The organism is Curtobacterium sp. MCBD17_032, assembly GCF_003234855.1.
Classification (GTDB): domain Bacteria; phylum Actinomycetota; class Actinomycetes; order Actinomycetales; family Microbacteriaceae; genus Curtobacterium.
On sequence record NZ_QKTO01000003.1, the window covers coordinates 204,564 to 230,321 of the forward strand.

Annotated in this window: 27 protein-coding genes and 3 tRNA genes; 10 read left to right on the forward strand and 20 right to left on the reverse strand. The window is 71.3% G+C overall.

Annotation, left to right across the window (positions count from 1 at the left end):
• Positions 1 to 32: 32 nt before the first annotated feature.
• Entirely contained in the window at positions 33 to 1,487 is a 1,455-nt protein-coding gene (locus DEI91_RS06395) for a HAMP domain-containing sensor histidine kinase (protein ID WP_111051487.1), read from the reverse strand.
• A gap of 13 nt (positions 1,488 to 1,500) precedes the next feature.
• Positions 1,501 to 2,241: a response regulator transcription factor gene (locus DEI91_RS06400; RefSeq protein ID WP_181439510.1), complete on the reverse strand. Its 741-nt coding sequence runs from the start codon at positions 2,239 to 2,241 to the stop codon at positions 1,501 to 1,503.
• Between the two features lie 95 nt (positions 2,242 to 2,336).
• On the opposite strand from DEI91_RS06400, the gene DEI91_RS16635 reads away from it, so the two are divergent.
• The 6 genes from DEI91_RS16635 (at position 2,337) to DEI91_RS06420 (ending at position 7,522) form a co-directional block, all read left to right on the forward strand.
• Complete coding sequence (locus DEI91_RS16635; RefSeq protein WP_258374311.1) at positions 2,337 to 3,416, forward strand: acyl-CoA dehydrogenase; 1,080 nt, start codon at positions 2,337 to 2,339, stop codon at positions 3,414 to 3,416.
• 110 nt (positions 3,417 to 3,526) lie between these two features.
• The gene (locus DEI91_RS16640; RefSeq protein WP_258374343.1) at positions 3,527 to 3,841 is read left to right on the forward strand and encodes a PIG-L deacetylase family protein; all 315 of its coding nucleotides are present in this window, start codon (positions 3,527 to 3,529) and stop codon (positions 3,839 to 3,841) included.
• Positions 3,838 to 4,338, forward strand: a complete 501-nt coding sequence (locus DEI91_RS16645) for a class I SAM-dependent methyltransferase (RefSeq protein ID WP_258374312.1) — start codon at positions 3,838 to 3,840, stop codon at positions 4,336 to 4,338. Before DEI91_RS16640 ends, DEI91_RS16645 begins: the two co-directional genes overlap by 4 nt.
• Positions 4,335 to 5,060, forward strand: coding sequence for a glycosyltransferase family 2 protein (locus DEI91_RS06410; RefSeq protein ID WP_111051488.1), 726 nt, complete (start codon positions 4,335 to 4,337; stop codon positions 5,058 to 5,060). The genes DEI91_RS16645 and DEI91_RS06410 overlap by 4 nt, the downstream gene beginning before the upstream one ends.
• 126 nt (positions 5,061 to 5,186) lie before the next feature.
• On the forward strand, positions 5,187 to 6,725 hold the full coding sequence (locus DEI91_RS06415) for an ABC transporter permease (protein ID WP_111051489.1): 1,539 nt from the start codon (positions 5,187 to 5,189) through the stop codon (positions 6,723 to 6,725).
• 65 nt (positions 6,726 to 6,790) lie between these two features.
• Entirely contained in the window at positions 6,791 to 7,522 is a 732-nt protein-coding gene (locus tag DEI91_RS06420) for an ABC transporter ATP-binding protein (RefSeq protein ID WP_111051490.1), read from the forward strand.
• Between the two features lie 239 nt (positions 7,523 to 7,761).
• Here DEI91_RS06420 and DEI91_RS06425 read toward each other — a convergent pair whose 3' ends face one another.
• From DEI91_RS06425 to DEI91_RS06450, 6 genes are all read right to left on the reverse strand, one after another.
• The gene (locus tag DEI91_RS06425) at positions 7,762 to 8,715 is read right to left on the reverse strand and encodes a PD40 domain-containing protein (RefSeq protein WP_111051491.1); all 954 of its coding nucleotides are present in this window, start codon (positions 8,713 to 8,715) and stop codon (positions 7,762 to 7,764) included.
• A 91-nt stretch (positions 8,716 to 8,806) separates the two neighbouring features.
• Positions 8,807 to 9,646 carry a carbohydrate ABC transporter permease gene (locus DEI91_RS06430; protein ID WP_111051492.1) on the reverse strand — a complete coding sequence of 280 codons (840 nt, stop codon included), beginning with the start codon at positions 9,644 to 9,646 and terminating at the stop codon, positions 8,807 to 8,809.
• Positions 9,639 to 10,634 carry a carbohydrate ABC transporter permease gene (locus DEI91_RS06435; RefSeq protein WP_111051493.1) on the reverse strand — a complete coding sequence of 332 codons (996 nt, stop codon included), beginning with the start codon at positions 10,632 to 10,634 and terminating at the stop codon, positions 9,639 to 9,641. Before DEI91_RS06435 ends, DEI91_RS06430 begins: the two co-directional genes overlap by 8 nt.
• A gap of 92 nt (positions 10,635 to 10,726) precedes the next feature.
• Positions 10,727 to 12,028 carry an ABC transporter substrate-binding protein gene (locus DEI91_RS06440; protein ID WP_111051494.1) on the reverse strand — a complete coding sequence of 434 codons (1,302 nt, stop codon included), beginning with the start codon at positions 12,026 to 12,028 and terminating at the stop codon, positions 10,727 to 10,729.
• Positions 12,029 to 12,114: 86 nt separating this feature from the next.
• Positions 12,115 to 13,224, reverse strand: a complete 1,110-nt coding sequence (locus tag DEI91_RS06445) for a Gfo/Idh/MocA family protein (protein ID WP_111051495.1) — start codon at positions 13,222 to 13,224, stop codon at positions 12,115 to 12,117.
• Positions 13,221 to 13,967: a sugar phosphate isomerase/epimerase gene (locus DEI91_RS06450; protein ID WP_111051496.1), complete on the reverse strand. Its 747-nt coding sequence runs from the start codon at positions 13,965 to 13,967 to the stop codon at positions 13,221 to 13,223. Before DEI91_RS06450 ends, DEI91_RS06445 begins: the two co-directional genes overlap by 4 nt.
• Before the next feature lie 141 nt (positions 13,968 to 14,108).
• Between DEI91_RS06450 and DEI91_RS06455 the strand changes: the two genes are divergently transcribed.
• Entirely contained in the window at positions 14,109 to 15,320 is a 1,212-nt protein-coding gene (locus DEI91_RS06455; RefSeq protein WP_375537671.1) for an ROK family protein, read from the forward strand.
• A 76-nt stretch (positions 15,321 to 15,396) separates the two neighbouring features.
• Positions 15,397 to 16,089 carry a YqaJ viral recombinase family protein gene (locus tag DEI91_RS06460; protein ID WP_111051497.1) on the forward strand — a complete coding sequence of 231 codons (693 nt, stop codon included), beginning with the start codon at positions 15,397 to 15,399 and terminating at the stop codon, positions 16,087 to 16,089.
• On the opposite strand, the gene DEI91_RS06465 is transcribed toward DEI91_RS06460, so the two are convergent.
• The 6 genes from DEI91_RS06465 to DEI91_RS06490 form a co-directional block, all read right to left on the reverse strand.
• Positions 16,040 to 16,690, reverse strand: coding sequence for a Pr6Pr family membrane protein (locus DEI91_RS06465; protein ID WP_111051498.1), 651 nt, complete (start codon positions 16,688 to 16,690; stop codon positions 16,040 to 16,042). The two genes, DEI91_RS06460 and DEI91_RS06465, sit on opposite strands and share 50 nt — an antisense overlap.
• An 88-nt stretch (positions 16,691 to 16,778) precedes the next feature.
• Positions 16,779 to 17,471 (reverse strand): 50S ribosomal protein L1, encoded by a 693-nt coding sequence (rplA, locus tag DEI91_RS06470; RefSeq protein WP_110824625.1) that lies wholly within the window; start codon positions 17,469 to 17,471, stop codon positions 16,779 to 16,781.
• Between the two features lie 80 nt (positions 17,472 to 17,551).
• Positions 17,552 to 17,983 (reverse strand): 50S ribosomal protein L11, encoded by a 432-nt coding sequence (gene rplK / locus DEI91_RS06475; RefSeq protein WP_111051499.1) that lies wholly within the window; start codon positions 17,981 to 17,983, stop codon positions 17,552 to 17,554.
• A gap of 142 nt (positions 17,984 to 18,125) precedes the next feature.
• Positions 18,126 to 19,241: a transcription termination/antitermination protein NusG gene (gene nusG, locus DEI91_RS06480; protein WP_111051500.1), complete on the reverse strand. Its 1,116-nt coding sequence runs from the start codon at positions 19,239 to 19,241 to the stop codon at positions 18,126 to 18,128.
• Between the two features lie 170 nt (positions 19,242 to 19,411).
• Positions 19,412 to 19,687, reverse strand: coding sequence for a preprotein translocase subunit SecE (secE, locus tag DEI91_RS06485; protein WP_110824628.1), 276 nt, complete (start codon positions 19,685 to 19,687; stop codon positions 19,412 to 19,414).
• Between the two features lie 19 nt (positions 19,688 to 19,706).
• A tRNA-Trp gene (locus DEI91_RS06490) sits at positions 19,707 to 19,779 on the reverse strand.
• Between the two features lie 270 nt (positions 19,780 to 20,049).
• Between DEI91_RS06490 and DEI91_RS06495 the strand changes: the two genes are divergently transcribed.
• A complete protein-coding gene (locus DEI91_RS06495) occupies positions 20,050 to 21,231 on the forward strand; it encodes a pyridoxal phosphate-dependent aminotransferase (protein ID WP_111051704.1) in 1,182 nt (393 codons plus the stop codon).
• A gap of 288 nt (positions 21,232 to 21,519) precedes the next feature.
• On the opposite strand, the gene DEI91_RS06500 is transcribed toward DEI91_RS06495, so the two are convergent.
• Genes DEI91_RS06500 through DEI91_RS06510 form a run of 3 tightly spaced genes read right to left on the reverse strand, consistent with a single transcriptional unit; the run spans position 21,520 to position 23,419 of the window.
• Positions 21,520 to 22,548, reverse strand: coding sequence for a UDP-N-acetylmuramate dehydrogenase (locus tag DEI91_RS06500; RefSeq protein WP_111051501.1), 1,029 nt, complete (start codon positions 22,546 to 22,548; stop codon positions 21,520 to 21,522).
• A gap of 2 nt (positions 22,549 to 22,550) precedes the next feature.
• Entirely contained in the window at positions 22,551 to 22,973 is a 423-nt protein-coding gene (locus DEI91_RS06505) for a MaoC/PaaZ C-terminal domain-containing protein (RefSeq protein WP_111051502.1), read from the reverse strand.
• Complete coding sequence (locus DEI91_RS06510) at positions 22,970 to 23,419, reverse strand: MaoC family dehydratase N-terminal domain-containing protein (RefSeq protein WP_111051705.1); 450 nt, start codon at positions 23,417 to 23,419, stop codon at positions 22,970 to 22,972. The genes DEI91_RS06505 and DEI91_RS06510 overlap by 4 nt, the downstream gene beginning before the upstream one ends.
• 109 nt (positions 23,420 to 23,528) lie before the next feature.
• Between DEI91_RS06510 and DEI91_RS06515 the strand changes: the two genes are divergently transcribed.
• A complete protein-coding gene (locus DEI91_RS06515) occupies positions 23,529 to 23,942 on the forward strand; it encodes a hypothetical protein (RefSeq protein ID WP_146244225.1) in 414 nt (137 codons plus the stop codon).
• 126 nt (positions 23,943 to 24,068) lie between these two features.
• Here the strand turns inward: DEI91_RS06515 and DEI91_RS06520 are convergent.
• The 3 genes from DEI91_RS06520 to DEI91_RS06530 all read right to left on the reverse strand — a co-directional run bounded on the left by DEI91_RS06520 (position 24,069) and on the right by DEI91_RS06530 (position 25,709).
• Positions 24,069 to 24,145 (reverse strand) — tRNA-Met (locus tag DEI91_RS06520).
• A gap of 49 nt (positions 24,146 to 24,194) precedes the next feature.
• Positions 24,195 to 24,266, reverse strand: a tRNA-Thr gene (locus DEI91_RS06525).
• A gap of 135 nt (positions 24,267 to 24,401) precedes the next feature.
• Positions 24,402 to 25,709, reverse strand: a complete 1,308-nt coding sequence (locus DEI91_RS06530; protein ID WP_111051504.1) for a M23 family metallopeptidase — start codon at positions 25,707 to 25,709, stop codon at positions 24,402 to 24,404.
• Positions 25,710 to 25,758: the final 49 nt, after the last annotated feature.

Genomic DNA, 25,758 nt, shown 5'->3' on the forward strand with positions numbered 1-25,758 from the left:
TCTTTGGCTGAGAAGACCGTACCACACCAGGGTCACGTCCCGGAACCCGCAGGTGCGACCGTCGACGTCCGCGTCCGGGCCGGCAGGTGCACCGTGAACACGGTGTCCCCCGGCTGACTCGTCACGTCGACCCGTCCGCCGTGGGCCTGCACGACCGCGTCGACGATCGCGAGGCCGAGTCCCGTCGACCCGGCGGTCCGGGAGCGCGAGCTGTCCGCCCGCGCGAACCGCTCGAAGAGCTTCGGCAGGAAGGCCGGGTCGATGCCCTGCCCGTCGTCGCGCACCGTCAGGTCGACGCCGCCACCGTCCGCCGGCGGTACCGGAGCGAGGCCCACGGTGATGCGCGTGCCGTCGGGTGTGTGGGTGCGGGCGTTCGTGACGAGGTTGACGATCACCTGGTGCAACCGGGCAGCGTCGCCGACGACCTCGACGGGTTCGTCCGGCAGGTCGACCTCGATCGGATGGTCGGGCGACGCGGCGTGGGCGTCGTTGACCGCGTCGAGTACCAGGCCGGTCAGGTCCACGTCCGTGAACTGGATCTCCCGGCCCTCGTCGAGCCGGGCGAGGAGCAGCAGGTCCTCGACCATGGAGGTCATCCGGATCGACTCGGACTCGATGCGGCTCATCGCGTACACGACGTCCTGCGGGAGGTCCCCGCCCATCCGTCGGGTGAGTTCGGCGTACCCGCGGACGGACGCCAGCGGCGTCCGGAGTTCGTGCGAGGCGTCGGCGACGAACTGGCGCACCTTCTGCTCGGAGCGCTCGCGCGCCTGCATCGCGGCCGCGATGTGTCCGAGCATCCGGTTGAACGCCGTGCCGACGCGGCCCACCTCGGTGGTGGGGTCAGCGTCGGGCACCTGGACGCCGACGAGCGCGTCACTGCGGTCGAGCGGCATCCCGGCGACGGCGGAGGCGGTCTCGGCGACGCGGTCGAGCGGCCGCAGGGCACGGCGGACCGCGGCCGTGGCGACGAGGGTCGCGGCGAGCAGCGCGAGCCCGGTCACCACGAGAACCACCCCGAACAGCTTCCACACGCTCTCGTAGACCGGGCCGAGCGGCAGCCCGACGACGAGGACGGCCGGCCCGACCGTGGCGGCCGTGACCCGGTAGCGCCCGAGGTCGGCACCGAGGTCGATCGTGTGCGCCCGTCCGTCGAGCCGGAGGGCGCCGAGGGGGTCGACCACGTCCGCCCGCAGCCGGTCGACCCGTCCGGCGTTGTCGAGCACGTTGCCGACGACGACGTTGCCGTCGAGGACGTACACGGTCAACGTGCCGGCCGCCTGGCCCGAGGGGCGACCGAACTCGGCGCCGTTCGGCCCCTCCTGCTCGACGGACCGCTGGGCGCGACTCGTCGCGTACTGCAGTTGTTCGTCGATCGCGGAGCGCTGGATGGAGAACAGGGCGATGATGCTGCCGCCCCCGATCACGGCACTGACGGCGACGACGAGTGCCACGATGCTCAGGACGAGGCGACGCCGGAGGGTCATGCGCGGGCCCGCGTCAGGCGGTCGGCTTGATGACGTACCCGACACCGCGCACGGTGTGGATCATCGGCTGCTCGCCGGCGTCGATCTTCTTCCGCAGGTAGGAGATGTAGATCTCGACGACCGACGACTTGCCACCGAAGTCGTACGACCACACGCGGTCCAGGATCTGCGCCTTCGACAGCACGCGTCGGGGGTTGCGCATGAGGAACCGGAGCAGCTCGAACTCGGTCGCCGTCAACTCGATCGGACGACCGGCGCGGGACACCTCGTACGACTCCTCGTCGAGGACGAGGTCGCCGACGACGATGCGTGAGTCCCCGGCCTCGCTGATCGAGATCTGGGACCGACGGATGAGTCCGCGCAGGCGCGCCACGACCTCCTCGAGCGAGAACGGCTTCGTGACGTAGTCGTCCCCGCCCGCGGTGAGCCCGGTGACGCGGTCCTCGACGGAGTCCTTCGCGGTGAGGAACAGCACCGGGGTGTCGTCGTTGTTCTGCCGCAGTCGGCTCAGCACCTGCAGCCCGTCGAGGTCCGGCATCATCACGTCGAGCACCATGGCGTCGGGCCGGAACTCGCGGGCCGTCGTGAGGGCGTCCTGCCCGCCGTTCGCGCTCCGGACGTCCCAGCCCTCGTAGCGGAGCGCCATCGAGAGCAGATCGGTGAGGCTCGCTTCGTCGTCGACGACGAGGATGCGCAACGGAGAACCGTCGGCGCGGGTGAGGCGTGGTGCTGCGGAGGGCTGGGAGATCGTCACGACTTCGAGTATCGAGAGCTTCCTATGAGCCGTCTGTGGTGCGTCCCAGTGCGCACTGTGGATCGACCTCGCGATCCGGATCATACGTCGTTACCGTGACCTCCGATGTTGGCTTCCCCTGCCTGGCCCGTCGACGCCCGCCGCGTCGACACCGAGGCGATCGCCGCCGTCGTCGCTGCCCCGGCGACGACTTCCGCGGGAGGCCCGACCCGGCCCCGACGGACCGCCTCGCCCTCACGCGTGCGGTCGCGTCGGCCACCCCGCCGCTCACGGCGGGCACCGCGGGACGCGTCTTCGCGACCCTCGCGGTCGTCGCCGCCACCGACGTCGCCACGGCACGGACGGTCGAGCCGCACCTCGACGCCCTGTCGATCCTGGCGCAGGCCGGGGTGGACGCTCCCCCGGGCTCGACGTGGGGTGTGTTCGCGGCAGAGGCCCCGGGCCTCCGCCTCGAAGCCCGTCCGGGCCCGACGGCGGACGGGACCCTCGTGCTCGACGGCACGAAGCCGTGGTGCTCGCTCGCCTCGACCCTGTCCCACGCCCTCGTGACGGTGCACGTCGGGGACGACCGACAACTCGTCGCGGTGGACCTCCGGCAGGACGGGGTCCGCGCGCACGACGAGGCCTGGGTTGCCCGAGGGCTGCCGGACGTGCCGAGTGGTCCGGTCGACTTCTCCGGCGTGCCCGCGCGGCAGGTCGGCGACGCCGGTTGGTACCTCCGTCGTCCCGGCTTCGCCTGGGGTGGCATCGGTGTCGCCGCCTGCTGGTGGGGCGGCGCGGTGGGGCTCGCGCGGGTCCTCCGTGCGCACGCCGCCGCACGACCGGACAGCGACCTGCTCCGGGCCGCGCTCGGCGCCGTCGTCGCGGACCTCGCCGAGGCGGAGGACGCCCTCGCCGGCGCCGCGCGACGGATCGACGCGCGTGCGGACGACACCACCTCCGCCGAGCCCGACTGGTCCCTCCTCGCACAGGTGGTCCGCTCCCGGGTCCGCCGTGCCGTCGACGCCGTCCGCACCCGCGTCGTCCACACGATCGGCCCCGGTCCGCTGGCGGGTGACCCGGCCGTCGCCGCCCGGGTCGCCGACCTCGAGCTGTACGTGCTGCAGGACCACGGCGACCGCGACCTCGCCCGGATCGGCCGGATGGTGCTCGAGCGGGGCGGCGTCGCGTGGTGAGCTTCGACCACCGGGCCCCCGGCACCGACCCCGACGACTGGTCGCCCGTGCTCGACCGGACCGGAGCCGCGCCGCTCGACCTCGACCTCGGCGGTGTCGCGTCCGTGCTCGTGGTCGCACCGCACCCGGACGACGAGACCCTCGGTGCCGGTGGTCTCATCGCGATCGCGGCCGACCGCGGGCTCCCCGTGCACGTCGTCCTCGTCAGCCGCGGCGAGGGGTCGCACCCGGAATCCCCGACGACGAGGCCGTCGTCGACGACCGGCACGCCCGGCACCACCTCCGCGCCGAGGAGTGGTTCGTCGCGGACACGGTCGGGAGCACCGCGTCTCGCTCCCGGGCCTCGTTCGACGCGCACTACGACCGGAAGCCCGAGGGGTGGGACTTCGAGGGCTCCTGGTACGAACAGCGCAAGCGCGCCGTGACCCTGGCCGCGCTGCCCCGACGGCGCTGGCGGTCCGCCCTCGAGCTCGGGTGCGCGACCGGCGTGCTCACCGCAGCGCTGACCGAGCGTGCCGACGTGGTGCTCGGTACCGACATCTCGGCCGCGCCGCTCGAGCGAGCACGCCTGCGGGCACCCGCCGCCCGCTTCGTGCAGGCCGCCATGCCCGCCGAGTGGCCGTCCGGCCGGTGGGACCTCGTCGTCGTCTCCGAGGTCGGGTACTACCTCTCCCCCGCGGACCTCGACGCGACCGTCGACCGGGTCCTCGCGTCCCTCGATGACGACGGCGTGCTCCTCGCCTGCCACTGGCGGCACCCGGATGACGACGCGGTGTCCGACGGCGACACCGTCGACGCGCAGCTCGCCGCCCGGTGGCCGCGGCCGGCGCTCGTCCGGCACGTCGAGGATGACTTCGTCCTGAGCGTGCTGCCCGGCGCCGCCGTCACGAGCGTCGCGCGCGCCGAGGGACTCGTCCGGTGACGACCCGGCTCGACGTCGTCGTGCCGGCCCACGACGAGGCGGAGCGGATCGCCGCCTGCCTGGAGGCCCTGTCCACGGCCGTCACACTGCTGCACCGGACGCGTCCGGGCACGCGGGCCCACGTCACGGTCGTCCTGGACGGCTGCACCGACGACACCCCGGCCCTCGTGCACGCCGCTGCGCGCGGCGGGAGCGCGACGTGGCTCGACGCGCTGCGCACCGACCACGTCGGAGTCGGCCGTGCCCGCGCGCTCGGGACCGCGCACGCGCTCGCCCGGACGGGCGCGGAGGACGCGGCGGCCGACCGGCACTGGCTCGCACACACCGACGCCGACTCCCGCGTGCCGACCGGGTGGCTCGTCCAGCACGTCGACGCCCTCGCCGACGGCGCGCACCTCCTGGTCGGGGCCGTCGTCCCGGACCCGGTCGACCTCGACCCGGTCGTGTTCGCCCGGTGGCAGGCGACGCATCCGCCGGGCGCGGCGCTCGGGCACGTGCACGGTGCGAACCTCGGGATCCGTGCCGACGCCTACCGGACCGTCTGCGGCTTCGACCCGGTGCGGGAGCACGAGGACGTCCGGCTCGTCGCCCGTGCCCGGACGCTCGGACTGCGGGTGGACGCGACCACGGTCCTCCCGGTCGTGACGAGCGGTCGGTTCGACGGCCGGACGCCCGGCGGGTACGCGGAGCACCTGCGGCGGACGTACGGCGACGCGTCCTGAACGACTTGCGGACCTCATAGGGAACGGAACGGGCACGCATGGCGTCCCTCCCTAGGTTCTCCTCGTCGGCCCCGCCGCGCGGTCCGCGCGGTCGGCGTCCCGAGCCGGCCCCCACCGAGGAGAACCATGTTCCTGACCTACCTCAGGCGCGAGCTCACGAACCGCAGGAAGCAGACGGTCGTCATCGCCGTCGGGATGGCGTTGGCCATCGCGCTCGTCGTGATCGTGTCCTCCATCGCGAGCGGTGTGCAGTCCGCACAGGCGAGCGTCCTGCAGTCCGTGTACGGCGTCGGCACCGACATCACCGTCACGAAGACCGAGACCCCCACGTCGAGCAGCACCGGACGGCCGTCGTTCGACTTCGGCGCTGACCCGTCGGGCGGGAACTCGTCCGACGGCGGCTCGACCGACGACGACGGCTCCACGGACCTGTCCCAGTCCCGCCTGGCCGTCTCCCGTGGAGCCGGGACCCTGAGCGCCACGGACGTCGAGACGGTCGCCGGCACCGACGGCGTGGCGGCCGCGACGGGCGTGCTCACACTCGAGAACAGCACGTTCTCCGGTCAGGTGCAGCAGACCGACGGCAGCGACAGCAGCAGCAGCGGTGCGGCGCAGGGTGCCCCGCCGAGTGACGGTGGCCAGGGCGGTGGCGGGTTCGGCGGCGGCTCGTTCAGCGTCGAATCGTTCACCGTGACCGGCATCCCGGTGTCCGGCGACACGGTCGGCCCGCTCACCAGCACCGAGACCACGAAGGGCCGCACCTTCACCGAGGCGGACGCCGGCGAGGACGTCGTCGTGCTCGACTCCGCGTACGCGACGAGCGAGTCGAAGGCCGTCGGCGACACGATCTCGATCGGCGGCGAGGACTTCGACGTCATCGGGATCGTCGCCTCGACCGGTTCCGCGTCGACCACGGGATCGAACACGTACGTCCCGCTCGACACCGCGCAGGACCTCGCCGACCTCGACAGTGAGGTGACCTCGGTGTACGTCTCCGCCGGGTCGTCCTCGGACGTCGCCACGGTGAAGACCGCGCTGCAGGACGAGCTGTCCGACGCGACCGTCTCCACCGAGTCCGACCTCGCCTCGAGCGTGTCCGGCTCCCTCGCGACGGCGTCGACCCTCGTGTCGAACCTCGGTCGGTGGCTGTCGATCGTCGTCCTGGCGGCGGCCTTCCTCATCGCGATCCTGTTCACCATCTCCGGCGTCACCCGCCGCACCCGTGAGTTCGGCACGCTCAAGGCGATCGGGTGGTCGAACGGCCGCATCACCCGTCAGGTCGCCGGCGAGTCCCTCGTCCAGGGGCTCATCGGCGGCGTGATCGGCGCAGCAGCCGGACTCGTCGGCATCCTCGTCGTGAACGTGATCGCCCCCACGGTCTCGGCGAGCGCCGCCAGCAGCACCCGGAGTGGACCCGGCGCGGGGGGTGCCGCAGCGACGGCAGCGGCTGGCAGCGGCACGACCGGAGGCGCCCCCGCGGGCGGCTTCGGCGGCGGCGGGCAGACGGCGGCGACCACGGACGTCGTCCTGCACGCTCCGGTCACCGTCGAGGTCGTCCTGCTCGCGATCGGACTGGCGGTCCTCGGCGGGCTGCTCGCCGGCGCGGTCGGGGGGTGGCGGGCCTCCCGTCTGCGCCCCGCGGAAGCGCTGCGGAGCGTGGCGTGATGCCGCGACGTCCCACCTCCCCGACATCGACACCAGCACCCGCGACGACTGCCCCAGGAGCACCCATGACCACCACCGAGAGCGCGCCCACCCGGGGCGACGTGCCCACCGCCTCCCGGCCCGCGTACCGACTGTCGGGCGTGACGAAGACCTACCGGCAGAAGAACCGGACCGTCACCGCCCTGGCCGGGGTGGACCTCGAGATCCCGCAGGGGCAGCTCGTCGCCGTGCAGGGGCCGACCGGTGGCGGCAAGTCGACGCTGCTGCAGATGCTCGGCGCGCTCGACCGGCCGAGCACCGGGTCGGTGCAGCTGGGCGACCGGGACCTCGCGACGCTCGGCGACCGGGCACTCACCGACGTTCGGGCGACCGAGATCGGCTTCGTGTTCCAGGGCTTCAACCTCATCCCGACGCTGACGGCGCTCGAGAACGTGGAGACCGCGTTCGCCGGGTCGGTCGCGAACCGGTCACGGGCCGAGGTCCGGGAGCGGGCGGCCTCTGCGCTGCACGGGGTCGGCCTCGGCGAGCGCCTCGACCACCTACCGGCGGAGCTCTCCGGCGGGCAGCAGCAGCGGGTCGCGATCGCCCGCGCGCTCGTCAAGGACCCGAGCGTGCTCCTCGCCGACGAGCCGACCGGGGCACTCGACGAAGGGACGCGCGACGAGATCATGGGCCTCATCGAGCGGCAGTGGCGGGACCGTGGCCTGACGGTCGTCATCGTGACGCACGACTCGGCGGTGGCCCGGCGCGCGGAGCGACGGCTGCACATCACGCAGGGTCGCGTGCGCGACGTGTAGCCGAGCGGGCCGGTCCGGGCGTGGCCGGACCCGCCCGGGGCCGCTCGTCGAGGTGTCACGTCCTGTCGTCCCCGGGCCGGTCCGGGCGTGGCCGGACCCGCCCGGGGCCGCTCGTCGAGGTGTCACGTCCTGTCGTCCCCGGCGCGCCGCGAGCGACAGGACGTGACACCTCGACGGACCTGAGCGGGGTGTCGTGCCCACTCGGCAGGCGGCCGACGGGCGACGGCGGCGGCTGGCGCTCAGTCGGCGACCGGGTAGTCGCAGTAGGCGAACCACGACGAGTCCGGCGCCCACGGCGGGACGTTGACCGTCCCCTGGCCGCCGTCGAGTGCCACGAGCGTCTCCGGCAGGACCGCGATGCGTGCCCCGGAGGCCAGGACCCCGGGCAGCAGCCGGAGTTCCACGCGGTGGTCGGCCGGGTGTCCCTGCACGCCCGGCTCGTACGACAGGTACAGCAGGTGCGCGCCGTCCGGGGAGACGTGCGGGAACCAGTTCACCCGCTCGTCGCCGGTGATCGGCACGGGATCGGTCGCTCCGGCTCCGTCCGGTCGGGTCCGCAGCGCCGCGAGCTGTGCGGTGCCGGGTGTGAACCGCTCGGTGTTGAACAGGAGCGTCCGACCGTCCGGCGTCCAGGCACAGCCGTCGTCGGGGTGCTCGTCACGGGTCACGAAGGTGGTCGCACCGGTGACCGGGTCGACGAGTGCGACGTCCGTCGTCCACACGCCGTCCTCGGTCCGTTCGCCCACGATCGCGGCGAGGGCGGAACCGTCGGGAGCGATGCCGTGCAGGTAGTACTTCCGCACCACGGGCAGGGCCGCGGCCGTGTCGGTGATCCGGGTACCGGGACCGCCCGCCGGCAGCGGCACGCGGTACAGCTCACCGTCGCGGGCGCTCACCACGACCGAATCCCCCGACGGATCGAGCACGTGGTCGTTGTTGATCTCCGGCACACCGTCCATCGGCACCGGCACGAGTGCGGTCTCGTCGAGCACCGTCCCGGGCGGCGGCACCGGGAGGAGCCACAGGTCGCCGTCGCCGTTCAGCACGAGGGTGTCCGCGTCGAGGACGTTCGGCGCCTCGACGAGTACGGAGCGGGACTCGAAGACGAGGCGGGTGTTCCGTCCCGCGACGTCGTACACATGCACGCGGCTGGTCTGTCCGGGCAGCAGCTGCCGCCCCCGGGTCTCCGTCATGCGTCCATCCTGTCGTCTCGTCGGGCAACACGGACGGGAGGTGCGGTGCGGGTCCGACCCGCACAGCACCTCCCGTCAAGGGGGGTCGCGGCTACTTCACCGCGCCGGCCGTCAGGCCGGCGACGAACTGGCGCTGGACCACGAGGAACGCGATCACGACCGGGATCGACACGACGAGCGAGGCCGCCATGATCTGGTTCCAGTACACGTTCGTCTGCGTCGAGTACTGCTGCAGACCGACCGCGAGCGTCGACCCGAGGCCGTTCGTCATGACCGAGGCGAAGAGGACCTCGCCCCACGCGGTCATGAACGAGTAGATGCCGACCGCGACGAGACCCGGACGCGCCGACGGCAGGATGATCCGGAACAGGGCGCCCATCGGCCCCGACCCGTCGACCATCGCGGCCTCGTCGAGCTCACGCGGGATCGTCTCGAAGTAGCCCGCGAGCATCCAGATCGAGAACGGGAGCGTGAACGTCAGGTACGTGATGATGAGCCCGAGCCAGCTGCCCACGAGCTGGATGCCGAGCGAGTTGCCGAGGTTCGTGAAGATGAGGAACAGCGGCAGCAGGAACAGCACGCCGGGGAACATCTGGGTCGAGAGCACCGTGGTGGTGAAGGCGCTCTTGCCCCGGAAGTTCCACCGCGAGACCGCGTAGGCGGCGAACGTCGCGATGATCAGCGAGAACACCGTCGCGATCGTGCAGACGACGAGCGAGTTGACGAAGTACCGACCGAGCGGCACCGTCGACCACATGTCGATGAACGGCTGGATGGTGATGTTCGACGGGATCCACGTGAAGTCGTCCTGCACGTCGCCGAGCGGCTTCATCGCCGTGGTGATCATCACGTAGAGCGGCACGACCGTGAAGACGGTGAGCAGCACGAGGACGACGATCTTGAAGGACTTGGCGCCCACTGTTTCACGCACGGACGGACCTCCGGTTGGTGACGGCCAGGTAGATGCCCGTGACGACGAGCAGGAAGAGGAGGAGCAGCACGCTCATCGCGGCACCGGAGCCGAAGTTCCAGGTGATGAACGACGCGTTGTAGATGTGGAAGCTCAGCAGGTCCGCGGCCGGCGGCTGGGCGGTCGACCCGAACAGCACGAACGGCGTGTTGAAGTCGTTGAACGTCCAGAGGAACATCACGAGCACGAGCGTGACGTTGACCGGTCGGACCATCGGCAGCGTGATGGAGCGCCACTGCCGGAAGGGCTTGGCACCGTCGACCGAGGCGGCTTCGTACACGTCCGCCGGCACGGACTGGAGGCCCGCCATGAGCATGAGGAACGCGAACGGCCAGGTCTTCCAGATCGCCACGACGACGACGGCCACGAAGGCGTTGTTGCCGATGAGCCAGAACGGTGCGCTGCTGCCGAACAGCCCCAGTTGGTCCACGAGGATGTGGTTGATGGCGCCGGAGTCACGCTGGAACATGAACTTCCACGTGATGACACCGGCGTACATCGGCAGCGCGTACGGGATGAGGAACAGCGTGCGGAAGAGCCCGCGGCCGGCGAACGGCTTCTGCAGTGCGACCGCGGCTGCCATGCCGAACGCCCACGAGAGTCCCACGACGAGGATCGTGAACGCGCAGGTGATGAGGAACGAGTTGAGCAGCCCACGACCGATGGCCTGGTCGAAGTCCACCGCGACGGAGTAGTTCCGGAGGCCGGCGAACGGTGCGGCGCCCCAGTTCGCGATGAAGTACTTGGTGAGCTGCACGAAGCTGATCCAGATGCCGACGAGCATCGGCACGATGTGGATGAGCAGCTCGAAGAGGATCGCGGGACCGACGAGCGCGTACGGGAGCCACGTGATGCGACGCTTCCCGCGGGGCGACGGGCCCGAGAGGGTCGGCGCCTTGGTGTGCGTCAGGTCGATGGCCTCGGAGTCTGGCAGGACCGTCGTGGACATGGGCAGGCCTTCCGGCTGGGTTGGAGGGTTCGAGAAGGGGGGCGGGAGGCCCGCACGCGACCTGTCGGACGCGTGCCGGGCCTCCCGTCAGGTCAACCTGCGGCCTGGGAGACCTGGTCCTGAGCCGTCTGCAGGGCGTCCTTGATGTCCTTCTCGGACACCGTCGAACCCGTGGCGATCTTGGCGAACATCTCGTTCATCGCCTTGCCGACCGTGGACTCGAACTGGTCCTCGGCCGGGACCAGCGGGAGCGGCTTCGCCTTGTTGTTGTAGATGTCGAGGAACGTCTTCGTCTGCTCGTCCGAGACGGAGTCAGCAGCTTCGGCGAGCACCGGCAGGGCCGAGTACGGCTTGTCGAGCGTCGTCTGCGTGTCCATGCTCGTCATGTACTTGACGAACTTCAGCGCGCCGTCCTTGTTGTCGGTGTTCTTGAAGATCGACAGGTTGATGCCGGCCGGGAAGCTGGCGATGTCCTCGCCACCGGTCGGCGCCGGGAGCGGCACGACGCCGAACTCGTCGGCCTTCATGCCGAGCGACTCGATCGTGGTGTTCGCGTTGTTCTGGTTGAGGATCATCGCGGCCTTCTTGTTCGCGAAGTCCGCGACCGACTGGTTCGCGTTGTCGTACTGGGCGTTCGACGGGTTGGCCGCCTTGCTCTCCTGCATGAGGTCGAGGTAGCGCTTGATGCCCTCGACGTTCTCCTTCGAGGTGAAGGTCGGCTGGCCGTCCCCGTCGAACCACTCGCCGCCGTTCTGCGCCGAGTTGATGAACGCGAAGTGCGAGTTCTCCGTGTAGGAACCACCGGCGAGGCTGAAGCCGTACTTGCCGTCGGTCGTCAGCTTCTCGGCGGCCGAGACGAGGTCCTCCCAGTTGGTGGGCGGCTCGACGCCGGCGTCCGCGAGCATCTGCTTGTTGTAGAACAGGCCGTAGGCGAGGCCGTAGAGCGGGACGCTCGTGACGGTCTGCCCGGGCGCGCCACCGGTGGAGAGCGCGACCTTGCCGAACTTGTCGGCACCGCCGATCGCCTTCATCTCGGCGTCGCCGAACTCCTGGAAGGCGCCGGTGGCCTGGAGCGAGGTCGCCCAGGTGTTGCCGATGTTGACGACGTCCGGGCCCTGGCCCGAGGTGACGGCGGTCTGGATCTTCGTCTGCAGGTCGTTCCACCCGATGACCTGGAGGTCGACCTTGATCCCGGTCTCGTCGGTGAACTTCTCGAGGACGGGGGTCAGCACCTCCTTGTCGTGCTCGAGGGAGGTGCCCTGGTTCGACGCCCAGTAGGTGAGCGTCTTCGAGTCGCCCGATGCGCCGGAGGACCCGGAGGAGCAGGCGGCGAGGCCCGACACGGTGAGTGCCGCGGCCGCGGTGATGGCCAGTGCGCGGATGGCAGTGCGCATGACTCTCTACTTTCTCGTCGTTGAGATGGTGCAGGAGGGTGGTGCTGGATCGTGCTGGGTGCTGCTGTGGAGGTCGGGCAGGCTGGTCAGACCAGGGTCTGCTCCGCGGGGTCCCAACCCTCGGGGAGGGTCGGGGAGGGCTCGACGGTGCTCTCGACGAGCACGGTCTCACCACGTTCGGCGGCCTCGGCGATGGAGACCATCACGTCGAGGACGTGGAAGGCGAGGGCGCCGGGGACCCGGTTCCCCTCGCCGGCACGGAGGGAGCGGGCCAGGTCGACCACGCCCGTCCCCCGCGAGTAGGTGGACCCGACGGCCGGGATCGTCTCGGGTTCCTCGGCGCCGAGCGCGTACAGCTCGGTGTCGCCGTCGAACTCGTTCGGGTCCGGGAACACGACCGTGCCGGTCTCCCCCGCGATCTCGACGAAGCCGGTGCGACCGCGGTCGGACTCGAACGAGAACACGCTCTGTGCGCTGCCGCCGTTCTCGAACTGGATCAGTGCCGAGTGGTTCGTCGGGACGTCGACCGGGAACTCGGTGCCGGCCTTCGGGCCCGAGCCGATCGTGCGGGTGGCGCGGGACTTCGACGCGGTCGCGGTGACCTTCGCGACGGGTCCGAACGCCTGCACGAGGGTCGTGATGTAGTACGGGCCGATGTCGAACAGCGGGCCGGCACCGTAAGCGAAGAGGAACTCGGGGCTCGGGTGCCAGGACTCCGGGCCGGGGCTCTGGAAGAGCGTCAGCCCGTTCAGCGGCGTGCCGATGCGGCCGTCGCGGATCGTCCGGAGTGCGGTCTGGAGGCCCGCCCCCAGGAACGTGTCCGGTGCGACCGACACGGTGCGGGCGGCCGCGACCGCGGCGTCGCGCAGCTCCGCCGCGCTCTGCCGGTCGAGCGCGTAGGGCTTCTCGCCCCAGACGTGCTTGCCGGCGCGGAGGGCCTGCAGCGCGACCTCGACGTGCGCGGCCGGGATCGTGAGGTTCACGACGATCTCGATGTCGTCGATCGCCAGGAGCTCCTCGACCGTGCCGGAACCCGCGACGCCCCACTTCTCGGCCTGGGCCGCTGCCCGGGGCAGGTCGATGTCGGCGATGAACAGCACCTCGACGTCGGGGAAGACGGTGAGGTTCGACAGGTACTGGTCGGAGATGACCCCGGCACCGATGACCCCGACGCCGACGCGCCCCCCGGCGCTCATGCGTGCGCTCCCGCGAGGAAGGCGTACGAGTCGCGGACGGCCTGGACGACGTCGCCGTCGTGGTCGTCGAGCTCGATGACCTGCTGGGCCTGGGGCGCGGCAGCGACGATGTCCCGGACCGGCATGATGCCGTTGCCGACGGCGACCTGCTGCTTGTCGTCGTGCGATCCGTCGCCGTCCTTGACGTGCAGGAAGCGGACCTGGTCGCCGAGGCGGCCGAGCACGGCCACCGGGTCGTCTCCGCCGACCTTGGCCCAGTAGGTGTCGAGCTCGAGCACGACGTCGTCGGCGAGTGCCCCGGCGAAGACCTCGAAGGCGCTCGTGCCGTCGATGCGGTTCGAGAACTCGAAGGCGTGGTTGTGGTACCCGAGCACGAGGCCGCGGTCGGCGGCGCGCGGGACCAGCGCGTTGAACTGACGGGCGATGGCCTCGACGTCCTCGCGGGTGGTCCACCGGGCCTCGTCGACGTGCGGGTCGATGAGCGTGCCGAGGCCGACCGTGACGCTCGCGGCGAGGATGCGCTCGAGGTCCTCCTCGCCGGCGTCGAGGAGACGTGCGTGCCCGCTCGGCGCGACCAGTCCGGCCTGCTGCAGCGCGGCCGCGTACTCGTCGGCACGGTCGACGAAGCCGAAGAGTTCGACGTTCGTGAAACCGATGTCGGCGATCGTCGCCAGGGTTCCGGGGAGGTCCGCCGACAGCGCGTCACGCACTGTGTACAGCTGGACCGAGAGCGGTTGGGTCACCGTGTGTTCTCCTCATCGAGACGTGGTCGTCACTGACCGATCGTCACACTATGGGTGCTTTTGTCGGCGGTCAAGCAGAAGTTCGAACGAGTTCGACGACCTTCGTTGCGTGGCTCGGAAGATGTGTGGTTCACTCCGACCATGGTCGACATGACTCGGACGGCAACGTCGCCGCCGGTCGGGACGAGTGAGCTCTTCCAGATCCTGCGTGACGGTGTGCCGCGGACCCGTGGCGAGCTCGCCGCCCTGACGGGCATGGCCCGCTCGACCATCGGCGTGCGCCTCGACGCCCTCGTCGACGTCGGACTCGTCGGCGCCGTCGACACCGCCGCGTCCACCGGTGGACGTCCGCCCGCGCAGATCGCCCTCCGTCCCGCGGCGCGCCTCGTGGTCGCCGCCGACCTCGGCGCCTCGCACGGCCGCGTCGCGGTGACCGACCTCGTCGGCACCCCGCTCGCGACGCGCGACGCCAGCATCGACATCGCGGCAGGCCCCGTCCCGACGCTCGAGTGGTTGACCGGCGTCGTCGACGAACTCCTCGACTCGGTCGGCCGAGGCCGCGACGACGTCATCGCGATCGGCATCGGTCTGCCCGGACCCGTCGAGTTCTCCACCGGCCGTCCCGCGAACCCGCCGATCATGCCCGGGTGGGACGGCTTCGACGTGCCCGGGTGGCTCCGGCAGCACGTCCGCGCACACGTGCTCGTCGACAACGACGTCAACATCGCGGCCCTCGGCGAGCGGGCACACGGCTGGCCCGACCTCGACCACCTGCTCTTCGTGAAGGTCGCCACCGGCATCGGCTCGGGCATCGTGTCCGAAGGGCGCCTGCAGCGCGGCGCACAGGGCACCGCCGGCGACATCGGGCACGTCCGGGTGTCCCGCGCCGGAGACGTGCCGTGCCACTGCGGCAACACCGGGTGCCTCGAGGCCGTCGCCTCCGGCCCGGCGATCGCCCGAGCACTCCGGGCCAAGGGACACGACGTGCACACCAGCGCCGACGTCATCGACCTGGTGGGCCGCGGGGACATCGACGCGATCGGCGCCGTACGACAAGCCGGCCGTGACATCGGTGAGGTGCTCGCCACCTGCGTCTCGCTCATGAACCCGTCGGTCATCGCGCTCGGCGGCTCGATCACCCGGGCCGGGGAGCACCTGCTCGCCGGCGTCCGGGAGGTCGTCTACTCCCGGTCCATGCCACTCGCGACCGAACACCTCGTCATCGCGCAGTCCCGAGCCGGGTCGATCGCCGCACTGCAGGGCGCGGCCGCCCTGGCGATCGCCTACGCCCTCTCCCCCGCAGGTGTGGACGAACTGGTCACCCTGGCCGAGGGCCGGCAGCTCGTCTCCTGACCGTCCGCCTCCGACGGCCCCGGAACCGCCGCGCGCCGGTTTCGCCGGTGCCGGTGGTCGGGTGGACAATCGTCGGGTGACGATCGTGCAGCCCACCCTCTGGGGCGACCTGGATGACGGGTGGGAGGCCCAGCCCGGCTCCGGCACGTCGCCAGCGGCTCCGACACGGTCGGACCGCAACGCCTTCACCTCCCTGCGCGGGCACACCGAGCGCATCGTCGCGCACTCCTCGGACCGCGTCGCCTGGCTCCGCGCGCGGGCGATGGGCATCACCGCGACCGACGTCGCCCGGCTCGCCTCCCTCCGCGCCGTCGATGCCGTCGTCGCGGACAAGCGCTACGGCTCGCGGTTCGCGGGCAACGTCTACACCGAGCACGGCAAGGAGCGGGAGCCGGTCATCGCCTCCTGGGTCGCCGCCACGCACGGGATCCTGCCGTCGGCCCACCTCTTCCACGCAGCCACGAACCGGGCGCACCTCGCGACACCGGACGGTGTCGGCCAGGACCGCGACGGCCGGCTCCTCCTCGCCGAGATCAAGACGACCTCGTCCGGGTGGAAGCGCGTCCCGCGGCACTACATGCGGCAGATCTGGTGGCAGCAGTACGTCCTCGGGGCGGACCGCACCCTGTTCGTCTGGGAGCAACACGACGACTTCGTGCCGGTCGCCGACGAGCCGGAGTGCCGCTGGATCGACCGTGACGACGACGCCATCCGCGGCCTCATCGCGCTCGCCGACCTCGTGCTCGACCGGCTGCGGGAGACCCGCTGACCCGGACCACCCGGACCCGGCTGAGCGCCACGACGACGACGCCCATCAGCCCGATGAACACGGCGACGCCCAGGCAGTACAGCGCCACGGCCCCGTACCCGGAAGCCGGCTCGAGGAACGGGTACGGCACCCAGCCATCGGTGGCGCCACGGGTGACGACGACGACGAGCCAGACCGCCGGGTAGACGAGGAACCACCACACGTCACGGAACAGCAGACGGCTCCGGTCGGAGAACAGCACCCAGTCGAGCACCACGACCAGCGGCACCCAGCGGTGCACCACGTCGTTCGACCACGAGGCCCCAAGCGGCTGACCGACCTCGGCCAGGAGCGTGTTGTAGACCAACCCGGTCGTCGCGATGTACACCGTTGCCGCACCGCGGAACAGGTCGAGCCGTCGGCCGGTCGGACGATCGCCGAAGGCTGCGACGGCGGTCAGGGTGAGCACGGCGGCGACGAGCAGGTTCGACTGGTTCGTGAAGTACCCGAAGAAGTCCCAGAACACGAAGTCGTCGCGGAGCGCCCACTGCAGGTCGGTCGTCACCGCGGCGACGGCGACGACGGCGACGACGAGCCGCAGGCTGTTCACGAAGGTCCGCACCCCTCCACGGTAGCGGGCAGGAGGAGGGGTCACGGAACGACGAACGGCCCGCACCGTGCGGTGCGGGCCGTTCGTGTGGAGCCGTGGATCAGGCCAGGACGTTGACGTCCAGCGGGATGCCGGGGCCGAAGGTCGTCGAGACGGCGCCCTTCATGATGTAGCGGCCCTTGGCAGCGCTCGGCTTGAGGCGGACGACCTCGTCGAGCGCGGCGGTGATGTTCTCGTCGAGCTGCTCCGGGGTGAACGAGGCCTTGCCGACGACGAAGTGCACGTTGGCGTGCTTGTCGACGCGGAACTCGATCTTGCCACCCTTGATGTCGTTCACGGCCTGGGCCACGTTCGGCGTCACGGTGCCGGTCTTCGGGTTCGGCATGAGACCGCGCGGGCCGAGGACCTTGCCGAGACGACCGACCTTGCCCATGAGCTCCGGGGTCGAGACCGCGGAGTCGAACGAGGTGTACCCCTCGGCGACCTTCGCGATGAGCTCGTCGCCACCGACCTCGTCGGCGCCGGCGGCGATGGCGGCCTCAGCGGCTGCACCCGTCGCGAAGACGATGACGCGGGCGGTCTTGCCGGTGCCGTGCGGGAGGATGACGGTGCCGCGCACCATCTGGTCCGCCTTGCGCGGGTCGACGCCGAGCTTCAGCGCGACCTCGACGGTGGAGTCGGTCTTCGCCGAACCGGTCTCCTTCGCGAGGGCGACGGCCTCGGTCGGGGTGTAGAACTTGTCGGCCTCGATCTTCGCGGCCGCGGCGCGGTACGCCTTGGACTTCTTCGCCATGGTGGTCTCCTTGCGAGATACGTGGTTCACGAGCCGGCGCGGCTCTCCCACGGTGAGTACTGGGGTGTGCGGGGTGAGGCTCAGGCCTCGACCGTGATGCCCATCGAACGAGCGGTGCCGGCGATGATCTTCGCCGCCTGCTCGATGTCGTTGGCGTTCAGGTCGGCCTGCTTGGTCTCGGCGATCTGACGGATCTGGTCCGCGGTGATGCGCCCGGCCTTGACCGTGTGCGGCGTCGCGGAACCCTTGTTCACACCCGCTGCCTTCTTGATGAGCTCAGCGGCCGGCGGGGTCTTGAGGATGAACGTGAACGAACGGTCCTCGTAGACGGTGATCTCCACCGGGATGACGTTGCCGCGCTGCGACTCGGTCTGGGCGTTGTACGCCTTGCAGAACTCCATGATGTTCACGCCGTGCTGACCCAGCGCCGGACCGATCGGCGGTGCCGGGTTTGCGGCGCCCGCGTTGATCTGCAGCTTGATCAGGCCCGTGACCTTCTTCTTCGGTGCCATGTTCCGTTTCCTCCTGGATTCGAACGCACGGGGATCCGTGCACTCTCCCGCGTCTCCGGCGGATCCGGATCGCGGTCACGGGTCCGCAGCGCACGAGGCGCGCGGACCCAAACTCAGACAGTGTACTCGACGTCTGCCGGTACTAGAGCTTCGTGACCTGGTCGAAGCTGAGCTCGACCGGCGTCTCGCGCTCGAACAGCGAGACGAGCACGGTGAGCTTGCCGCTCTCCGGCTTGATCTCGGAGATCGAACCCGGCAGGCCCGCGAACGAGCCCTCCTTGATGGTGATGGTCTCGCCGACCTCGAAGTCGACCTCGGCCTGCGGCTGTGCCTGGGCGGCACCGCCGGACTTCGAACCGCCCTTGGTCGGCGCGGCCTCGGCGACCTGCACCAGCGACTTCAGCATGCCGAACGCCTCGTCGAACCGGAGCGGCGTCGGGTTGTGCGCGTTGCCGACGAAGCCGGTGACGCCCGGAGTGTGCCGGACGACCGACCAGGAGTCCTCGTTGAGGTCCATGCGGACGAGCACGTAGCCGGGGATGCGCACGCGGGTGACGAGCTTGCGCTGCCCGTTCTTGATCTCGACGACGTCCTCCATCGGGACCTCGGCCTGGTAGATGTAGTCCTCCATCGACATCGAGACCATGCGGTTCTCGATGTTCGCCTTCACGCGGCGCTCGAAGCCCGCGTAGGAGTGGATGACGTACCACTTGCCCGGCTTCATCCGGAGCTCGGCCTTGAAGGCGTCGTACGGGTCGCTCTCGGTCGGCTCGTCGTCGGTCTCGACCGCGGTGGTCACCTCGGTGTCGTCCGCCAGGTCGACCTCGGACTCGGGGGCGATCGCGCCGAGGGCGTCGGCCGACTCCTCGGCGGCGAGGGTCTCGTTCGCCTCGGCGGCGCTCTCGTCCTCGAGCTCGGACTCTTCCTCGTCCTCCACCGCCTCGACCGCGGCCTCTGCCTCGTCGGCGGAGTCGATCTCGAGTGCGTCGTCGACCACGGCGTCGGCCTCGGGGTCACGGGCCTCGGCGAGGGCGTCCAGCGTCTCGTCGAGCTCGGCGGCGACCGTGCCGTCGTCCGGCTCGTCGCTCAGGCCGAGGGACTCGTCGTCCTCGTCGTCGACGGAGATCGCACGCTCCTCGGCGGAGTCGGTCGAACGGAGCTCGCTCGTCTCGACGTCGCCTTCCTGGTTCTCCTCGACCTCGGAAGACTGCTCGGCAGCGGTCGCGAGGTCGATGTCGTCGCGGGAGTAGTCAGACACAGTCGGTTCTTTCCGTTCGATGGTGCGGATCGGGTTGGCGCTCACGTCCCGGGCGGGGAACGGGTCGCCGTCTCCGGGAGACCGTACCCCGAGGAGGACCGGAGCGGTCGGACCTGCGGTCAGTCCGGGCGCGCCAGGGATCCGGTGCGCCGGGGTTCATGCCGCCTGGGTCAGGCCGTGGGGCCGTTGCCGAAGACGTAGCCGACGCCGAGACCGAACACGAAGTCGAGGACCGACACGAGGATCATCATGACGACGACGAACACGAGCACGACGCCCGTGTAGCTGAAGAGTTCCTTGCGGGTCGGGGTGACGACCTTGCGCAGTTCGCCGAAGACCTGGCGGATGAACAGTGCGATCGCGGCGAACGGGCCGCGACGCTGTGCGCGGTCGACCTTCGCCTGGGCGACGACGTCGTCGGTCGTCTCCACTTCTTTGCTCGCCACTTCTACCCTTCCCGATGTGCAGGGCGGACAGGACTTGAACCTGCAACCTGCGGTTTTGGAGACCGCTGCTCTACCAATTGAGCCACCGCCCTTCGGAACGTCCCGCCCGCGAGGGTGTCGGCTGTTCCTGGCGGCGAGTCCGTCAGTCCGATGTGGACCGATTGGATCTGCGCCGGTGCGCGAGATCCGGCGGACTTCGACCGCCGCAGGACAGTGTACGGGAGTCGCGGCAACGGTGTCCACTTGACGGATGCTCCGGCGCGGCGCGTCGCTAGGCTGGCCCCGTGAGCACCGACGCCGTCAGCCCTCAGCCCACCGACCGACCGACTCCCGACGCAGCCGCGTCCACCGATCGGCCGCGCATCGCCACGCGGATCGCCGCGATCGCCGAGTCGGCGACCCTCAAGGTGGACGCCAAGGCCAAGGCACTCAAGGCAGCCGGACGCCCCGTGATCTCCTTCGCGGCGGGCGAGCCCGACTTCGCCACGCCCCAGCACGTGGTCGACGCCGCCGTCGCCGCGGCACAGGACCCGGCGAACCACCGCTACACGCCGGCCACCGGCCTCCCCGAGCTCAAGCGCGCGATCGCCGACAAGGCGGCGCGCGTCTCCGGCGTCACCGTCGACCCCGCGCAGGTGATCGTCACGAACGGCGGTAAGCAGGCCGTCTACCAGGCCTTCCAGACCGTGGTGGACGAGGGCGACGAGGTCCTGCTGCCCGCGCCGTACTGGACCACCTACCCCGAGGCGGTCCGTCTCGCCGGCGGTGTGCCCGTCGACGTGTTCGCGGGCAGCGACCAGGGCTACCTCGTGACCGTCGAGCAGCTCGAGGCCGCACGCACCCCGCGGACGAAGGCGCTGCTGTTCTGCTCCCCCTCGAACCCGACCGGTGCGGTGTACTCCGCCGAGCAGACCCGCGCGATCGGCGAGTGGGCGCTCGAGCACGGCATCTGGGTCATCAGCGACGAGATCTACCAGGACCTGGTCTACGACGGCATCCGGTTCTCCGGCGTCCTCGAGCAGGTGCCCGCCCTGGCAGACACCACGATCCTGGTCAACGGCGTCGCCAAGACCTACGCCATGACCGGCTGGCGGGTCGGCTGGATGATCGGCCCGACCGACGCCGTCAAGGCCGCGTCGAACCTGCAGTCGCACCTGTCCTCGAACGTGTCGAACGTCTCCCAGCGCGCCGCGATCGCGGCACTCACCGGGCCGCAGGAGCCGGTCACCGCGATGCGCGACGCCTTCGACCGGCGCCGGAAGGCCATCGTCGCCGGTCTCAACGCCATCCCCGGGTTCGTCACGCCGGAGCCGGAGGGAGCCTTCTACGTCTACCCCGACGTCACGGCGCTGCTCGGTCGTGAGTGGGCCGGCTCGACGCCGACGACCACACTCGAGCTGGCCGACCTCGTCCTCGAGCACGCCGAGGTCGCGGTCGTCCCCGGCGAGGCCTTCGGTCCGTCCGGCTACCTCCGCCTGTCCTACGCGCTCGGTGACGACGACATCGCCGAGGGTGTGGCCCGTCTGGCTCGCCTGTTCGGCTGACGTCGGCCCCGCCGCCCGCGCGGCGTCGCGGTCCTGGAACGGCGATGCGCCCCGTCCCGACGGGGCGCATCGCCGTTCAGGCTCCGTCGTGCGCCCGGCGATCCCGTCGTCCGACACGCGTCGACGTGACGCGGCTGGCCGGACGGGAGGCACGCCGCTGCCCGGCGCGGTCCGTGCCCTGCGCAGACCACCGGAGGCGGGACGCAGGACGCCGACGCCGACGCCCGACGCCCGTCGCCGACCGGGAGCGTGCCGAGGCGCCGGCTACCGGCCGACCGCCGACGGTCGTCAGTCGAGCAGGTCCCCCACGACGACCGGCTCCGGCACCAGCGTCACGCCGAAGCGGTTCGCGACGGTCACCTGCACGTAGCGGGCCAGCTCGGCGACCTGCGCCGCCGTCGCTCCCCCGCGGTTCGTCAGGGCGAGCGTGTGCTTCGTGGAGATCGCTGCGGACGACCCCGGCACGCCGTAGCCGCGGTGCACGCCCGCGTGTTCGATGAGCCACGCGGCGCTGAGCTTCACGTCGTCGCCCGCCGGCCACCGCGGTGCGTCGAGCGGCATCGTCTCGGCGAAGCCCCGCGAGACGGTCGGGTTCGTGAAGAACGACCCGGCGCTCCACGTGTCGGGGTCGGCGTCGTCGAGGACCATGCCCTTCGACGCGCGCAGGCGGAGGACCTCGGCCCGGACGTCGGCCGGCGCGACCCGCGTGCCGAGCTCGACACCGAGTGACCCGGCGAGCTGGGCGTACCGCACCGGGACACCCTCCGTGGTCGCGGTCCCGAGCCGGAACTCGACCGTCAGGACGGCGCCGCGCCGTCCGTGCTTGAGCGTGCTCGTGCGGTAGCCGAGCGCGAGCTCGGCCGCGGGCACCCACGACCGCTCTCCGGTCTCGGCGTCGAGGAACTCGACCGCGGTGAGCACGTCGGACAGTTCGACCCCGTAGGCGCCGATGTTCTGCACGGGGGACGCACCGACCGTGCCCGGGATGCCGCTGAGGGCCTCCAGTCCGGTCCACCCGCGCGCGACGGTGGTGGCGACGAACTCGTCCCAGGGTTCCCCCGCCGCCACCCGGACGGTGACGCCGTCGGCGTCCGCCTCGTGCGTGACGCCGCGTGTGCGCACGACCACGACGGTGCCGGCGAAGCCGCCGTCGGCCACGAGCAGGTTGCTCCCGCCGCCGACCACGAGCCAGTCGTCGTCCGACCAGGCGTCGACGACGTGCGCGACGAGGTCCTCCGTCGTCTCGGCGACGAGCAGTCGGCCGGCGGGGCCCCCGACGCGGAGCGTTGTGAGCTCGGCGAGCGTCGTCTCCGCCACGGTCAGCGGAAGGCCACCGTGACCTGCGCCTTGCCGAGCACGGTCTGCCCGGCGGCGGTCACGGTGAGGTCGATGCGGCTCGGACGCCCCTGCTCGTCGAGTGTGCCGACCTTCGCGACCACGCCGACGTCGGCGCCGTCCCGGGGGTCGACGACCACCGGGCGGGTGAAGCGCACACCGTAGGAGGCGACCCATCCGCGGTCGCCGAGCCACTCGGACACCGGCTGGACCGCGAGGCCCATGGTGAGCATGCCGTGCGCGAGGACGCCGGGCAGCCCGACCTCGGCCGCGACGTCGTCCCGGTAGTGGATCGGGTTGAAGTCACCCGATGCGCCGGCGTAGCGGACGAGCGAGTCGCGCGTGAGGTGGACCTGCCGCTCGGCGACGATCGCACCGACCTCGAGGCCGGCCGTGGTGTCGGTCATGCGTCATCTCCTCGGACGACCAGGGTGGACGTGGCGGTCACGACGGGTGCGCCGTCCGCGTCGACGACCACGGACTCGGCGGTGACCATGGCGTTGCCGCCGAGGGTCTTGACACTCGTCACCCGCAGCGTCGCGGTCAGCTCGTCCCCGGCGACGATCGGACGCTCGTGGGAGAAGTCCTGCGCACCGTGCACGACACGGGAGAAGTCGATGCCGCCGTCGGGCTCGGCCAGGAGCTGCGCGAGCGTCGCCTCCTGCACGACGACGGCGAACGTCGCCGGTGCGACCACGTCGGCGTGACCCGCCGCACGGGCCGCCTCGGGGTCGGTGTGGATCGGGTTCGTCGCGAAGACGGCGCGGGAGAACTCACGCACCTTCTCGCGACCGACCAGGTACGGCGGGGCCGGCGGGAACGTCCTGCCGACGAGCTCGGGGTTCACTGACACCACGGCAGTCTACCGAGCCCCTCCGACGCCCCGGTGTAGATGAGTTTGCATCGGTTATGCTGTCAGGACCGGTCGGGGGGCGACCGCACAGCGTCCGGCGGGAGTGGCCATGGAGACGACGACCGAGTACGCGGTGCGCGAGGACGACCGGTGCACCGCCGTGGAACTCGTGGGTTCCGCTCTGCGCGCCGACGGGCACCGGGTCGCACACCGGCACGACGGACTGCTCGTGTCGGGCGGCGACCGCGTCCTCACCGCGCTCCTCGGCGCCCTCGTGCATCCCGCGCGGCAGTACCGTCGGTACGAGGTCGCGCTGTCGTCGGTCCCGGGACACGCGGTGTTGACGCTGCGGCACGCCGACCACGGCGCCGCGGTCGCGGGCGGTCCGATCGGCGCCCGCCGTCGTCGCGCTGCCTGGCACCGGACAGCCGCCCTGGTCGAGGCGAGCCTGCACGAGGGTGGAGTCCTGCTCCACCGGACGGACCGTCTGGACACCTCGGGCATCGCGATCCGCGACCGGTGACGCGCGGGACCCGCACGGGGCGGCGAGCGGCCGGACAGTCGGGAACGACGGAAGCCCGGCGCTGGTGCGCCGGGCTTCCGTCGTTGCGTTGCGTGCTTGCACGGGTACCGATCGATCCGGTACCGCTGGTAGCGAGGGCGGGACTTGAACCCGCGACACCACGATTATGAGCCGTGTGCTCTAACCAACTGAGCTACCCCGCCAGGGATCCGCTGTGATCAGCACTGCGAGAGTGATCACACTGCGAGTCGGAGCCCCGAGTCAGGATTGAACTGACGACCCCTTCCTTACCATGGAAGTGCTCTACCACTGAGCTATCGGGGCGAGTACCGCGAGCGGCACCACACGAGGATAGCAGACCCCGGACGCTGGTCCGGAACCGACCGCGACGCCCGGGCGCGCCGTCCTCGTCGACACCGTCACGGCGCACCACGTGCGCGCGGCCGGTGTCGGTGCGGACTACTCCGCGTTGGCCTCGAGCCACGCCAGCGGGTCCACGGGGACGCCGTCGATGCGGATCTCGAGGTGCAGGTGCGGGCCGGTCGAGTTGCCGGTGCTGCCGACGAGGCCGAGGACGTCCCCGACCTTCACCTGCTGGCCCTGGACGACCTCGAACGAGTTGTCGAGCATGTGCCCGTAGACGCTGACGAACTTCTTGCCCGCGACGTCGTGCTCGACCCAGACGTCGTTGCCGAACGCGCCGTCGTTCGCCTGGACCTTGATCACGGTGCCGTCCGCCACGACGCCGATCGGCGTCCCCGCCCCGGGAGCGAAGTCGACGCCCTGGTGGAAGGTCGAGCAGAACGAGCACCCGGCCACCTGCCGACCACCGAACCCGGACGAGATCGGCACGGCCGTGGGGAACGGCCAGCGGATCGCGCCGGACGACGCACCGGCGACGCTGGTACCGGCCGCGGTGCCGACACCGGCCGCACCGGCGACACCGCTCGTGGCCGCGCTCGGCTTCGGGAGCACGACGCGCTGCGCCTGCGAGACCGTGTAGGCATCACGGTCGACCGAGCCCTCCACGGCGTCACCCACGGAGAGCGACTGGACGTCCTGCACGGACGCGCGGACGGTGACGGCGCCGGGCTGCGGCACGTAGAGCGCCTGCGCGGGCAGCGACGTCGAGACGACGAGTCCGGCGGTGAAGAGGAGTGCGCCGACCACCGTGACGCCGGAGGCCGTGCGACGGAAGGACGCACCGTGACCCGTCCGGGCGGTCGGGGTCGCGCGCGCGATGTGCCGGGTGGCCCGGTCGACGCGCGGTCCGTCGGCGATCGTCGGTACGGCGGGCGTCCCTCCGGCGGACCGGGCCGCCGTGGTCGCAGCACGCTTCGGTCCGGTCGACCGCTCGCCGCGTCCACGGCGCTTCGCGTCGGTCGCACGCTGCGGGCGGACGGGACGCTCCGCGGCGGCGGACCGCTCCGCGGGGGCCACGCGGTCGGCGGCCACGCGGTCGGCGGCATGGCCGGACGCGGCCTGCGGCGCCACGATCGGCGACGCCGGCGCCGGCGGCGTGCGCGGGGCCACGCTCGAGGCGGGCAGCACCGGGGACGACGGCGCCGGCGGCGTGACGGGCACCCCGTCCTGCGACGGGCCCTGCGACGCGGACGCCGCGGGTCGGGCGGCGTCGCTCCGGCGACGGTTCGTCCCGGCGGCAGCACGTTCGGCTTCGATCCGAGCTCGTCTCGTCAGGTGCACGGACGGCGTCGCCTGGTCGGCGTCGCGGTCGATGGTCGTGGGCGTCTGCGAGGAGTCGAGCATGCGTTCGGTGGCGATCCTGAGTTCGAGGCACGGGCGCTCGTCGGTAACG